Source organism: Paraburkholderia sp. (assembly GCF_047605525.1).
Lineage (GTDB): Bacteria > Pseudomonadota > Gammaproteobacteria > Burkholderiales > Burkholderiaceae > Paraburkholderia.
The window spans coordinates 153,030-167,156 of sequence record NZ_JASGFN010000009.1; the positions used below are offsets into that span (position 1 = coordinate 153,030).

6 protein-coding genes are annotated in these 14,127 nt (G+C 59.4%); 5 read left to right on the plus strand and 1 reads right to left on the minus strand.

What is annotated here, in order from left to right; all coding sequences use genetic code 11:
• Window positions 1-421: 421 nt before the first annotated feature.
• Together QM685_RS15175 and QM685_RS15180 are read left to right on the plus strand one after the other, a co-directional pair.
• A complete protein-coding gene (locus QM685_RS15175; protein ID WP_415117179.1) occupies window positions 422-1,633 on the plus strand; it encodes a ParA family protein in 1,212 nt (403 codons plus the stop codon).
• Window positions 1,630-2,604 carry a ParB/RepB/Spo0J family partition protein gene (locus QM685_RS15180; RefSeq protein ID WP_415117180.1) on the plus strand — a complete coding sequence of 325 codons (975 nt, stop codon included), beginning with the start codon at window positions 1,630-1,632 and terminating at the stop codon, window positions 2,602-2,604. Before QM685_RS15175 ends, QM685_RS15180 begins: the two co-directional genes overlap by 4 nt.
• A 1,670-nt stretch (window positions 2,605-4,274) precedes the next feature.
• On the opposite strand, the gene QM685_RS15185 is transcribed toward QM685_RS15180, so the two are convergent.
• On the minus strand, window positions 4,275-6,275 hold the full coding sequence (locus QM685_RS15185; RefSeq protein WP_415117181.1) for an esterase/lipase family protein: 2,001 nt from the start codon (window positions 6,273-6,275) through the stop codon (window positions 4,275-4,277).
• Between the two features lie 1,387 nt (window positions 6,276-7,662).
• Between QM685_RS15185 and QM685_RS15190 the strand changes: the two genes are divergently transcribed.
• Genes QM685_RS15190 through QM685_RS15200 form a run of 3 tightly spaced genes read left to right on the plus strand, consistent with a single transcriptional unit; the run spans window position 7,663 to window position 13,186 of the window.
• On the plus strand, window positions 7,663-8,634 hold the full coding sequence (locus QM685_RS15190; RefSeq protein ID WP_415117182.1) for an efflux RND transporter periplasmic adaptor subunit: 972 nt from the start codon (window positions 7,663-7,665) through the stop codon (window positions 8,632-8,634).
• Complete coding sequence (locus QM685_RS15195) at window positions 8,631-11,690, plus strand: efflux RND transporter permease subunit (RefSeq protein ID WP_415117183.1); 3,060 nt, start codon at window positions 8,631-8,633, stop codon at window positions 11,688-11,690. The genes QM685_RS15190 and QM685_RS15195 overlap by 4 nt, the downstream gene beginning before the upstream one ends.
• Entirely contained in the window at window positions 11,687-13,186 is a 1,500-nt protein-coding gene (locus QM685_RS15200; RefSeq protein WP_415117184.1) for an efflux transporter outer membrane subunit, read from the plus strand. The genes QM685_RS15195 and QM685_RS15200 overlap by 4 nt, the downstream gene beginning before the upstream one ends.
• Window positions 13,187-14,127: the final 941 nt, after the last annotated feature.

Below are 14,127 nucleotides of genomic sequence, written 5' to 3' on the forward strand. Positions count from 1 at the left end.
CGACTGGACGATTTGTAGGTGAGGTTGGTTGTGCACTTGCGCTTTTCTGCGTTTGTCTCGGACATTTTGAGGCTTGGATTCGGGTCTGGGTCCTGGGTGAAGGTGAGGTTGATTGTGCTTTGCAAAGGGCTGCCGCCAGGGTAGAAATGAGAAAACGCACAAATGACCTCACCCACTGCCCGTTTTTTGAGCAAATAAAGGGCTGGATGATCGATCTGGACTGGGAGGGTGAGGTCATTTGTGTCCAGTACGATCTGCATTGATCGTGTTACTTCGCTTTCTCAGCCCAGGCTGATCGCGAAATCAGGGTACAAAACGTTGCAATATGTAGAAAATCTGCGTGAAAACAGTAATTTAAAAAGCTATTTTCAAGTATTTCCTGTATTCTGAGGTTTCTGGAATTTTACGGAAAAACCTCAGAATGGTCAGAACGAGCCAACTCCCTGCCGTAGACCGAACCGTTCACTTTGAGCAGATCAGCCAGTTTGCGGAAAAAGTCACGATTTTTACTAATGAGCTTCGCGACACGATTCTGGCTCCTCGTCCTCGAAAGATGGCTCCTGTTTTCAAGACGGGAGAGATTGCCGAGATGTGCAATATCTCTCATTCCCAGGTTCAATATCTTGCAACCAAAGGCGATGGTGAGCTGCCGTCGGGCGCGGCGGCCGGCACGGGCCGAACTCGCACATTCACGCTCGAGGAAGCGCGGATCTGGGTGCAGAAAATTTCCGATATCTACCAGACTCCGCTCGTTACGCGGCTGAAGGAACCCGACGGGAAGATCATCATTACCGCCCAGCTTAAAGGCGGCTCCGCAAAGACGACAACTACGATGTGCCTTGCTCAAGGCCTTTCGTTGCGCGGGCGCAAGGTACTGGTGGTCGATCTCGATCCGCAGGCGTCGCTTTCGGAGTTGTGTGGTCTTTACGCGGAAAAGGACGTGACACCAGAAGATACGGTGTTGCCATACGTCTACGACCAGGACATCGAAGGTGGACTGGAAGGCCGGGTACAGTCGACGTACTGGGATGGCATCGACGTGATTCCCGCTCACACGGAACTGATTGGCGCCGAATTTCATCTGCCGGCGATGCAAAAAGTCAGGCCGGGTTTCCGCTTCTGGACAGTGCTGCGGCAAGGCCTCGAGCCGCTGAGAAAGAAGTACGACTACATCCTGATGGACACCTCGCCGTCGCTGTCTTACCTCAATCTGAATGCGCTGATGGCCGCGGATGCGATGGTGATGCCGATGGTCCCGGAGAATCTGGATTTCATCAGTTCGCTGTCGTTCTGGCGGCTCTTTTCGGACGTATCCAAGAGCTTCATCAAATACGAAAAGGACAAGAAATACGATTTCGTTTCGCTGGTGCTTTCGCGGGTCGATTACGGGCGAAATTCGTCGGCGCCGATCGTGCGCGCGTGGGCGCAAAGCGCATACGAAAACTGGCTGCATTCGATCGAAGTGCCGGCCAGCTCGGTGATGAGCACGGGAGCGTTGGCGTTCTCGACGGTTTTTGACATCAGCAGCAACCACAGCGCGGCCAAGTCGCTGCAACGCGTGAGGCAACCTCTTGTCGACTACTGCCGCTGGATTGACGAAATCTATTCGGAAAAATGGAGGAACGCGCAATGAGCAATATGCGAGAACAGTTGCTGGCCAAGACATCCGGCATTCGCAAAACTTCGTCCATTAACGAGGACGAGGTGAAGCGCAGCAATCGCACCCAGACGGCGCCGGGCCTTGCCGGCGCACTGGCCGTTGCGCAACTTCGGGTGCAGGAATTGGAGGCGACGGGTGTCGCGTCGCAATTGCCGGTAGCTGGAATTCTGCCGAACCCCTGGCAGCCTCGTCGCGTGTTCAACGAATCCAAGCTCGCGGAACTCGCCGAGTCGATCCGTGAGGTGGGACTCATGCAGCCTATCGTGGTGCGCCGGGTCGCGGACGATTACCAGATCGTAGCGGGTGAGCGTCGCTGGCGTGCACACAAGATGCTGGACCTCGATACGATCAAAGCGGTCGTTGCCGACTGCTCCGATTCGGATATGGCCGTCCTGGCGATGGTTGAAAACATCAGCCGTGATGACCTTACCGACTATGAGATCGGCGTGGCGATTCGCAGATCGGAGGCGGAATTTCCAAACCGCAAGCGGCTGGCCGAGGCAATGGGCTTGTCCCGGGCGGGCCTTTACCAGTTCCTCGCGTTTGATAATCTTCCGGACTTCATCAAAAAGGATCTCGATATTCAGCCCCGTCTGTTGGGGGGAACCGCGGCTCAGGCGATTGCCGCGGCGATCAAGAAACACGGTGACGATGGCGTCAAGGCTGCGCGTGAGATCTGGCCACTTCTCGTGAAGGGCGAGATGGATCAGGGCAAGGTTGCCGCGGCTATTACTGCGTTGGCCACCCAGCAGACCACGTCGGCAGGAACCGGTGGCCGCAGTATCGAAAAGTTTTTCGCGGGCCGGGAGCACGCCGGAAGTATCACTAAGGACATCAGCAATTTCACTATCAAGATCAAGACCGGGGTAATTACCGAAGCTCAGGAGATTCAGATCCGGCAGCTTATTGGACAGATGTTCCAGCCGCAGCCCAAGTCGAACTGAGCGGTAGGTGGTTTGGAGAAGGAAGCCCGCTTCGTGCGGGCTTTTTTGTTGTCTGTGGAATCGTGTGGGGACGAAATGAGATGAGAGTGTCTAGAGTCTAGACACTCTGGAGTCGAAGTTCGCTTCGCCCGCGGAGTGGGGTTTGGAGCTTCGGGGATATCGCCATATCGCCAGCCGTCGTGCAACCCGAACGGCGGTACCGCGCTGTTATCCCTTTCGCGCTCCCTAAATCGAATCGACGTTCGCGATGACCTCACGTTGCTCGATTGATTAATCCGTGACCAGACGGTGTGCAAATCGCTGCTAAAGACATTCCGGTGCTCCGGGGTCAGGAAGGCTGAGCTCGAAAACCTCATCAATCTGACGCTCAGCTATGGTGCTTTCCCGCGAACAACGTGGTGTCGTCGCCTGTTAGCGTTGTCGACTCTTTTCTGCATCGATCGAACTATCGACTAATAAAGGGGCCGTCGCTTGCCGGTTGCTGCTGGGGCAAAGTCACTGCCGCCGTACGCGGCCACTTCCCATGAAACTGATGCAGCGTGAGATCAAAGTGCTGCGATTGGGGTGAAGGCGCGGCAGTGATATTGGTTGCCGGCACTGGCTGGGACAATTTGTGGGGAGTCGTCGCGAGCGATTCCGTCTGCCCGGCGTTTGCCCTTCTGCCGCGCGTCTATTTAAAGGAAGTCGGACGGGTGCTTGTCGATAACCACAGGGGGCTTGTTCGATTAGTGGGCGTAGAGGCTGATGGGAGACTTGATACCCATAGCCCTGGTTGAGAGATGTGTTGGGTCCAATGTCGATTGGTTCTCCGACGACACCGGCTATGTTCCTCGGTATCTGCAAGGGAAGCGTATAACCAGGTTCGAAAAGTGATCGACGCCATGGGCGGTGAAAGCTCGAGCACTTACCGCGGACCAAGGCAAAGCTATCGTGAGATCAATTCGCTTCTGCCTTAGGTCGGCTCTTGTCTTCCCGCAGATATGCCGTGGCTTGATACGCTCCTGATCTGGCTCAGGACTAAAGGCCAAATACTGCCTCCAGATCCGTACGTCTCTGACGCGCGGGAATTTCTCGCATGTCGACAGGACGATGCAATCAAGGTATTGGAGAGTGGGGAGGGCGGATTAACCGGCACTGAGAGTGATGACGGGCCGTCTCTCAATCGAGCCCAATCAGCAACCAGCAAGAACAAGATTCCGCAGCCAGCTTGCAACGCAGGCCATGAAACAACGCGTTGAAGGAAAGGATAAGGATATTCGGGGCCACAACAAACGACACTACTGACAAATCGAACAGCATATATCACGCCCATTTTGCCGATCCACGCTCAATTACTCCGACCTATCCGCGGATTTGGCGTACATCCTTGTCGTGAAACATTCAACCAGCCAGGCGAATCTAAACAAGCTATTGTTTTATAAGAATTTTTCGGCTTTCAAGTAAATATGTTTCACGAAAAAAGCGCACTTATGATATGAAGTGTGACAACCTCCCAACTATTGAGGTGGGTGATGGAAATAAGAGTGAATCCGCCAGAGGTGCGTAGCATTTGCTACGTAATATGTAGCGAGCAAATTTTCTGCTTATAAAGCGATCCAGTAGTTCATCCGCGCGATATCGCCCGACCTAAGTATGCCGCGTTGTTCAGCAGCACTAGCCTCGGTCTCAGCTCATTGTCGAGACGCGGCAGGCACCTCCTCACAAATCTCTCCGCGCTGATCGATCCGCTCGATATCCTCGTGCAATATCCGCCGGATCTCGAGAATTGCCTGCGGCGTCTCCTGAACGCTATGCCCCGCAACGATTACTTTTTCGGAAACCGCGCCCGCAAGATGCGCGCTGCGATAAGGAACCACACCGTCGTCGGAATCTTCGAGCGGCCCGTTTGCGCGACGTCTTGCAATGATCGAATGAAAGCACACGTGCGGGCTGATCGGTAGCTGCGAGGTCGCGCGAATCATCGGATCGGTTTCGCGCAACTGCTCAATGCTGTTGGGTACATGGAAAGTCGCCCCCTGCGGATCGATGCTCGTCGCCGTCTTCATCACCTCCTCGATCTCGTTCAGAAGCGCGAGCGGCAAACGCACGAGATTGGCCACCCAACGGGACAGCCGGTTGCTCGCGAACGGCGTACCCCGATGCGGCGCGGCGATGAAGATCGCGCGCTCGACCTGAGGCATCGGCGTAAAGTTCAGCAGCCGATCGAGCCGCTCATCTTCGCGATCGATATCGGTGCCCTCGGGCATGTACGCGTCCTTGAACACGGTCCATAGTTCGTCACCGGAAGTCGACACGAGCAGTCTTGCCAGAACGCCGCCCATGCTATGGCCGATCAGCACCATTCCGCGCGACGCCTGTGCCGTACCGTCGGGATCGAAGTGCGCGAGCGTCTGTCGCGCGGCCCGCCGGATTCGCGCGAGGTTGACCAGAATCGGCACGTTGGTCGGGTAGTAAACCTGCCACACCTGGAAATGCTGGCGAAGCACGTCGTCGCCTTGAATATCGTTGGCGACGTTGACCCATGCCTCGGGACTGCTTGCGAGTCCGTGCAGCATCAATATGATCCGTCGATTGGGATCGAACGGCTGCATCATATAGATACGCGGACTATCGATGCCCCGCGCCCGCCCGAACAGCGAGCGCAACGACTGCCCGGCAAAGCCGGAGCGGGCGAGCCAGATGCCATAGCCCGCGCTGAAGTTGGCGGAGAGCGGCACGGTCTGTCCATGTCGCTCGACACTCTCTTCACGATACGGATCGTAGACGGACAGCACCACGTCGTGCGAACCGAGTACCTGCTCGAGCGTGCCCTGGCTGAACCAGAGCAGTGCGGTGACGTTCGGCGACGGCATTTCGCTGAAGGGTCGTGCCGCTTGTGCCGGCCGCGACGCATTGCGCTGCGATGCGTCGGCATGGATATCGGCACTTACTTCAGGCTGCGGCACGCTCATGACCGCGACGAGTTCCGCGCCGAGGCCATCGCGCCGGTAGATGCTGCGTATCCCCGCGAACGAGAGCCGCGAGGCGGGAATCACTTCGCGCGGTTCGCGCACGCCTTCGGGCAGCCGGACCCGGCTCAGATCGATATGAATGTGCCAGCTTGCGATGACCTTGGTGTCCCGATTGCCGTTGAGGGCCTCCGCATCGAGGGCGCCGTGCACGAACAGCGCACGGGCGATTTCCTGCACCGCGTAGTTGTAGTAGTCGCGCACCTGGGTCTGACGATCTTCGAATGCCCGCTCGCCGGCGGTGCGTTGACCGAGGAACAGGAATGCATACGCGAATCGCGCAGCCCTGAGCCACAAATCAAATTGCGCGTCGCTCCATTCGGTCGCATTGGCCGGTGTGTTGTCGATGGCCATCTGCAAGGACAACTCGGCCAGACTGGCAAGTCGCCGGTCCGTATTGATGCCGCCAATGGTCGAGATCGTATTGATGCAGTCGAGCGGCTCTCTCTGACAGGTGTTCTCGTCGAGTGCCGCGACGTGCAGCGTGTCGCGCGTCGTGGCACTCAGGCGGCCGGTCGACAGAATATCGCCGCGGCGCATCGCGATGTACTGCTCGGGACCGAGCGAGCTGACCGTCACCATTGCGCAACCGGATAGCAGACTGGTGGCGAGCAGTGCGATTGCCAGACAACGCGAGATCCACGAAGAGCACACTCGAGTCATGATGCACAGTACCCGTGCGCGTTGCCTGGTCGGAACAATTGAAAGCGCCGTTGCGCTGTCTTCGATGAATCAGCTTCGGCAGCGCGAGGGCTTAGGTGGCGAGCGGAACGTGGCGCGGTCTTTTGCGATGCCGTGCAGTCGGTAACGCAGTCAGTCATCGTGCTGGGGACCGTCGACATGGCTGAATTGCGGAAAGAACCCGCCGAAGTGCCGGCGCCGATGATCGGCCAGGCAGACCGGCAACGATAAGGAATACTCCGGCGGTGGCCCGTGGTATTCAGGTTGCATACCGTTGCCCTGCATCGCATTCGACTCACAGGCCGCTGCTTTTGCGCTGGATCAAAGGATCCCAGAAATATTATTTGTTTGCTGAGTACTGTACGCCCCGCAATATGCTCGTGCAAGAAGCACTGGTCAAAAGGATGTATGCGGACTTCGAAAAAAGAAAGCTTATTTAGCACTCACGTCCGCACACCATTGGTGAAACGCGATGCCATCAAATCTTTAGCACTTGCATCATTCGAGCTTCCCGATTAGTAGATCGGAATAGTTGCGTCTATCCCAACTTTGCAAGGGGACCATGACACCTGCATGAAACCCTGAGGCCACCAGTGAACCAGGCGATATCCATGTCGGCTATGGACTGCGTCGCAATACCATTTACGAAAGCAAAACGATCCGGCTGAACGTTCCTGGCGTCGAGGTTCTTCCCGATTCGAGCGGGCTACTGCTTTGCGGCGCCCTTGACAATGAATTGTTTGGGAATTTAAATGATCCTGCGGCAAGCGCAATCTATAGGATCTGCATTAGATACTGACAAACGGGACACAAAAGCCTTCGTTGTTCAGCCGTGCAGAATCGCTTGAGTGTTTCTACCTGGATGGATTCACCACTTCTCCCGGTCTTTCGTCGGCGTTACGAAGTAGTTCGGTAACGAGACCAGTCGTTCGATAGCGCGGAGTTCCGGTCATTGTTCTTTCACCCGGATAGGCGATGCTCCCGATAGCCGGAACACAGTAGATACCAATTCACTGCTTTTGAACGACAGTGCGGGGACGACAAGAAACTGATTGATGCAGTCTCCTGAGTCGGACGTGGCTTTGAGTGTTGCAGCGGATGCGCGATGATCCACCCGCTGTTACGGATCCCTATGAATTCCTGAGCAACCTGTAAAGCCTGTATCCGCCGGATCGTCATCTGCATTGCCGCCGCGCTTACGACATGGTTGCGCCAGTAGTCAGCCGAGAACGCCATGAATGCGAAACGCTCCGATGCACCGCCGGTTCCCCGCTTGGCCGGTGTCGCATTGATCTGTTGTGTACTTGCGCTTTCACTGTCGGCCTGTCAGCGGCAGGCCGAAACGGCGGGCGGCGATACGAGGCCGGCCGTGCAGCTCACCAAGGTCGAACCCGCCGATGCTTCCGCCATTCGTATCTTCACGGGACGGGTCGAGCAGACCAGCATCTCGCCGCTCGCGTTCGAGGTATCGGGGCGCGTCGTGCAGATCGCGGTGCTCGAAGGGGCGTCGGTGAAGCGCGGACAACTGATCGCGCGTATCGATGACGAGCCCTACAGGCTGCAACTGCAACGCGCCAACGCACAGTATCAGCAACTGAGCGACAACCTGAAGCGCCAGGCGGTGCTGCGCAAGGACGGCATCCTGTCGCAGGGGGCGTATGAACAGTTGTCGGCCGCCACGGACGCCGCGCGCGCGGCCCGCGACCTGGCCAATCGCGATCTGCGCAACACGCGGCTCGTCGCGCCGTTCGACGGCCGGCTCGCACGCCGCAACATCGAGATCGAGCAGACCGTGCAAGCGGGTGCGCCGGCGTTCAATTTCGAAAACATCGGCCGCGTCGATATCGGCGTCGACCTTCCGCAGAGCATTGCCGAGCGGCTGCTGGTCGACAAGACACTGCGGGCCGAAGCGTGGCTGCCCGAGCGGCCGCAGAACCGCTTTCCTCTCGTCTTCCGCGAACGGACGACGCAGACCAGCCCGACCTCCTCGGGCTACCGGCTCGTCTTCTCCGTCGAGGGACAGCAGAGCGCGATGCTGTTCCCCGGCATGGCGCTGCGCGTGCAGATATCCGACACCGCGCGCCAGGTCGTGCAGAGCGAGAACGCCTATTTCGCTGTTCCGATGGCCGCGGTGTCGATCGGCGCGGACGGTCAGCGCAGTCTGTGGCGCTACGACGCCGCGTCCGGCCGCGTGCATGCGGTGCCGGTGAACGTGCGCGAAATCCGCAATGACGATGCAGTCGTCGCGGGTGCGGTAGCGGAGGGCGACCGCGTGGTGGCAGGCGGTTCGCAGTTCATGAAAGAGGGGATGGCCGTCCGTCCGATGGATGCACCTCAATGAACCTCGCGCGCCCTCTTATTGAAAAGCCGCTGATCGCGTGGGTACTGACACTCATCTCATTGGTGGGTGGCATCTTCGCGTACTACAACATCGGCCGGCTGGAAGATCCCAAATTCACGATCAAGACCGCGGTCGTCGTCACGCTCTATCCGGGTGCGAGCGCGCACGAAGTCGAGCAGGAAGTAACGGACCGGCTCGAAAGCGCGATCCAGCAGATGCCGCAGATGGAGAAGCTGACCTCGCGCTCGATGCCGGGCTACTCGGAAATCCGCGTGCAGATTCGCGACCAGTACACGTCGGCGCAATTGCCGCAGGTCTGGGATGAATTGCGCAAGTCGGTCTCCGACGCGCAGGTCCGGCTGCCTCCCGGCGCCGGCCCGACTGTGGTGGCCGATCGCTTCGGCGACGTCTACGGGATGTTCTACGCGCTGACCGGCGAAGGCTATACGCAGGCGCAACTGTATGAGTACGCGCGCGAACTGCGCCGGCAACTGCTGACGCTCGACGATGTTTCCGACATCGTGATTGCCGGCAACCAGCAGGAGCAGATTTCGGTCGACATCGATCAGTCACAGCTAATCGCCAATAATCTGTCCACCGACGATCTCGCGCAAACCCTGTTCCTTCAGAACGAGGTACGTCCCGCGGGCCGCGAACGGGTCGGCGATCTGCAATTGCGGATCGCGCCGACCGGCTCGCTCGATTCGCTACAGGCCATTCGCTCGCTGCCGGTCGGCAATACACCGGGACCGCTTCTACTTGGCGACATCGCGCGGGTGAGCCACGGCTATGCGGCGATTCCGAACCAGATCATCCGTTACAACGGACACCCCGCGGTCACGATCGGTATTAGCGCGCGGCCCCGGGTCAACGTGGTGCGGGTCGGTCAGGAAATCAATGCGAGACTCGTCGAACTGGAGCGCGAGCGCCCGATCGGCATGGAACTGCATGCGCTCTACGATCAGCCGCAGGTGGTCGACGAAAGCGTGCGTGGCTTTATCTTCGACGTGCTGCTGTCCGTGGCGATCGTCGGCGTCGCGCTGGGCATCGGGCTAGGCTGGCGCGCGGGCGTGATCCTCGGCGTCGAGCTGTTCCTGTCGATTCTCGGCACGCTGCTGGTCATGTACGCGGCGGGCATCGAGCTGCAACGTATCTCGCTCGGCGCGCTGATCATCGTGATGGGCATGCTGACCGACAACAGCATCGTGGTGGTCGAAGGCATGCTCGTGAAGGTGCAGCGCGGCATGTCGCATCTGCAGGCGGCCACCGAGATCCTCAAGCAAAGCCAATGGGTTCTGCTCGCGTCGACCGTGGTCGGGATTCTGGCGTTCTCGGGCATTGGGCTGTCGCCGGATGCGGTCGGCGAATTCTGCGCGTCGCTGTTCGCCGTGGCCGCGATTTCGCTGCTATTTAGCTGGGTGATCGCGATCGGCCTGACGCCGCTGCTCGGCAGCTATCTATTCCGGCCCGGCGACAATGTGGACGAAGACCCGTTCAAGTCGAAGCTCTATCAACGCTACGGCGCGCTGCTCGCCTGGGTCACCGGTAAGCGCGTGATCGTGGTGGCCGGGCTCGTCGTGTTGACCGTGCTTGCGGGATGGGCGTTCCGCTTCGTCGAGCAGAGCTTCTTTCCCGCGTCGACCACGCCGATCTTCTATGTCGACATGCGCTTGCCGCGCGGCGCCGATATTCGCGCGGTCGACGAAAAGAGCCGGCAGGTCGAGCAGGTGCTGCTCAAGCATGCGGGCGTCACCAACGTCCAAACCTATGTCGGCTCGGGCGCCACGCGCTTCTTCCTCGTCTACGATCCTGAGACGCGCGATCCGTCGTACGCGCAGTTCATTGTCGGCGCGAAGGACGCGGGGATCATCGACGACATGATTCCGGACATCGAAGCGGATCTGAAGAAGCGTTTCCCCGAGCAGCATTGGACGGTCACGCGGCCGAACTTCGGACCCGGCGGCGGTGCCGCGATCCAGGCGCGCTTTTCCGGTCCCGATCCCGCCGTGCTGCGCCATTTGTCGCAGGAAGCGCAGGACGTGCTGAGAGCGGACGGCCGGATCATCGCGATACGCGACGATTGGGAAAACCCGATCAGCATCGTGCGGCCGCAGTTCGACGAATCGCGCGCGCGCTCGCTCGGCGTGACGCGCCGGCAGGTCACCGACACGATGGCTTATGCAACCGAAGGTTTGAGGGCGGGCATTTATCGCGAAGGCGATCAGTTGCTGCCGATCGTGCTGCGCTCGCCCGATTACACGCGCGGGGTTGCAGGTCTGCAGGACCTGCAGGTCTTCAGCGCGGGGCTGCGCCGTTACGTGCCGCTCGGCGATGTGGTCGACGGCTTCACGATCGGCACCGAGGAAGGCCAGATTGCGCGGGAAGACCGTATTCGCACGATCACGGTATCGGCCAATCCGATTTACGGACAGAACAGTGTCGACGCCTTCCGTCGCATACGCGCCGGCGTCGAAGCGATCAAGCTGCCTCCCGGATATCGCTTCGAATGGGGCGGTGAACACGAGTCGTCGACACGCGCGCAGGAAAGCCTGTTCCGTCAGTTGCCGCTCGGCCTTATCGGCATGGCGCTGCTCGTGCTGATGATGTTCGGACGCCTGAAGCCCGCGCTCGTCGTGCTGCTCGTGGTGCCGATGTCGATTTGCGGCGTGACGCTCGGCCTGCTGACGTTCCGCGGCGCGTTCGGCTTCATGGCGCTGCTCGGTCTGCTGAGCCTGATCGGTATGCTGATCAAGAACGGCGTGGTGCTGGTTCAGGAGATCGACGATCAGATTGCCGCCGGTGTGCCGCGCATGCAGGCAGTGACGCATGGTTCGATGAGCCGTCTGCGTCCGGTGATGCTGTCGGCCGGCACGACGGCGCTCGGGATGGTGCCTTTGTTGTGGGATCCTTTCTTCAAGGATATGGCGATTACCATTATGTCCGGCCTTGCCTTTGCCACTGTGCTCACGATGGTCGCCGTGCCTGCACTGTATGCGATGCTGTTCTCGATCAAGCAAGCGGAATGGGAGCCGGGTCAACACCCGGAGGCAAAATGATCCGCGCGCGTCCTTACCTTCTCGCCATCGCGGCGCTGCTGCTCGAAGCCGGCTGCGGTTCGTTGCAGCTCGATAAGCCCACCCCGCTTCCCGCGCAGTACTCCGAGGCGCAAACGGGCGCGGCGACACCGATGTCCGCGCAGGATCTCGCGACGTGGTGGACCCAGTACAACGATCCGACGCTGAACAGGCTCGTCGAGCTTGCGCTCGCGCATAACTTCGACATCGCCACCGCGTATGCGCGTGTCGACCAGGTGCAGGCCGGCATTCGCGCGGCTCGCTCGCAACTGCTGCCGTCGGTCGGCGTGGGGGTGAGCGCCACGAAGTACCATGGCGGCGAGACGCAGCTCGAGTTTCAGGAACTGCTCGGTATCAACGATACCGATGCGCAATTCTGGCGCGTCGGCCTGCAGGCGCAATGGGAAATCGACCTGTTCGGCCAGGGCCGGGCGCGGCTCTCGGCCGCACATGAGCAGGCGCGCGCGGCCGCGGGAGATGCCGAGGCGGTACGCCTGAGCGTGGTGTCGGGTGTCGCCGATCTGTACGTGACGTATCGCGGACTGCTGCGTCAGCGCACGATCCTTCAGCAGAGCCGCGCGATTGCGGACGACTTCGTCCAGATCGCGGAAAAGAGCTTCACCGCCGGCCTCGTGCTCAGCACCGACATCGAAGCAGCGCGCGCCGGCCGCGCGCAAGTCGATGCGCGTTTGCAGGAAGTGGAGAACGGCATCGCGCAGGCGCGGCTCAATCTGCAGAATCTGTGCGGTGTGCAGCCGGCGGAATTCGCCGGGATTCTCGACGAAAGCGATACGCTGATGACGGCGCTTCCGGATATCGAGCCCGGCCAGCCCGTCGATCTGCTGATGCGGCGCCCGGATCTGATTGCCGCGCAGGCCCGTGTGAACGCGGCGGTGAGGCAATCGGATGTGGCGCGGCTCAATTATTGGCCGACCGTTTCGCTGAGCGGGCTGCTCGCGCGCAATGGCTGGGAGATCGCCGGTCAGAGCCTCGGGCCGAGCACGTTCTGGCTGTTCGGCGCGGCGATGGCGATGCCGCTGATCGATTTCGGGGCGCGGCGCTCGCAGGTGGAATCGTCCGACGCACAGGCGCGGCAGGCGATGTTCGCATATGAAAAGACCGCGCTCGGCGCGTTTTACGACGTCGAACGCGCGCTGGCGCGTTTGAACCGGCAGGACGAACTGTTCAAGGCGCGCAATGAAGAGGTTACACGGCGCACCGCGCAGTTGAGCCAGGTGCAACGTCGATACGAAGTCGGCGATACCGGCCGTGTCGATATCGATCAGGTTCGCGTGGCGTTGCTCGATAGCCAGTCGTCGCAGGTGAGGGAAGAGGTCGGCAAGCTGCAAGCCCAGTTCGCGTTGTTCAGGGCAATGGGAGGAGGCTGGCTGGCGAATCCGCCGGCTGCGGCGAATGCGCAACCGCCGGCGGGACCGATGCCCGCCACCGCGAGCGCACCGGCACCGGCTTCGCAGTAACCGTTCGCAAAGCGTCAGAAGCGCCAAATGAAAACGCCGTCACCGTGATATCCCGGTGACGGCGTTGGGTTTGCTGAAAGAGTTGCCGTTATTGCGGAGCCGACGCCGACATCGCGGCCGTGGCGCGTTGACGCGATTCCTGGACGGACTGATTGCGCTCGGTTCTCGCTTGACTTTGCTGCGCTCTCATTTTCGCCCTGGCCTGCGAATTTGCCGCGCGTTGCTTCTGGTTAGCCTGGCGCACTTCCATCCGTTTCTGGACGATCGGATCGCTATGCGTTGCGCTGGCACCCGCGGCCGGCGGAGTGGCGGCTGGCTGGGCCGGTTGCTGTGCAAATGCCGATCCGGAAGCGAGAACACCAGACACGATCAATGCGGAGGCGATTCGAAGAGTAGTACGTGACATCATTTTAACTCCACCGGTTAATACGACTAATTACCTTACATAGCTACTGGAGATCTGTTTTCCGCGATCGTGCCGTTGCCTGTTGACCAGATCTTCCGTATTGCCCGACACATCGCCAAAGTCTTTCGGTACACTTTCGAATGACTTTGCTTTATACGATGATCCGATTAGTAGCAAGGCGGCGCGACGAAATGTAGTAAGGAAAGCTTCTGCATTTCTGCACGATGTCAATGCCGCGGCGTTGTCGACTTATGAATGAAACAATCGTTGCGAAGTTCTCTTTTCGCCGTGGGCAAAGCACATGTACGTTGCACGCAGGGGGCCACTTTAACACTCTGCTCGATGTATGCAAGGGTTGTTAATGTGAAGCTCTGTGAACTTAATGTAAAACATGCGGTGAAATATGCGAAATGCGCCGCGTGAGCGTGTGCAAAGGTAATTCGCCGGACCGGGAGAATGGTTTTACATCGCATGCTCAATGAATGACGTGAACGAGAATGCACGCGATTTCTCCGCGTGAGTCCCTTTCTGGAAG

Bases quoted from the DNA above. Each gene is read 5' to 3' on its own strand.
- QM685_RS15175 (WP_415117179.1), top strand. From the start codon at position 422: ATGGTCAGAACGAGCCAACTCCCTGCCGTAGACCGAACCGTTCACTTT.
- QM685_RS15200 (WP_415117184.1), top strand. From the start codon at position 11,687: ATGATCCGCGCGCGTCCTTACCTTCTCGCCATCGCGGCGCTGCTGCTC.
- QM685_RS15180 (WP_415117180.1), top strand. From the start codon at position 1,630: ATGAGCAATATGCGAGAACAGTTGCTGGCCAAGACATCCGGCATTCGC.
- QM685_RS15185 (WP_415117181.1), bottom strand. From the start codon at position 6,275: ATGACTCGAGTGTGCTCTTCGTGGATCTCGCGTTGTCTGGCAATCGCA.
- QM685_RS15195 (WP_415117183.1), top strand. From the start codon at position 8,631: ATGAACCTCGCGCGCCCTCTTATTGAAAAGCCGCTGATCGCGTGGGTA.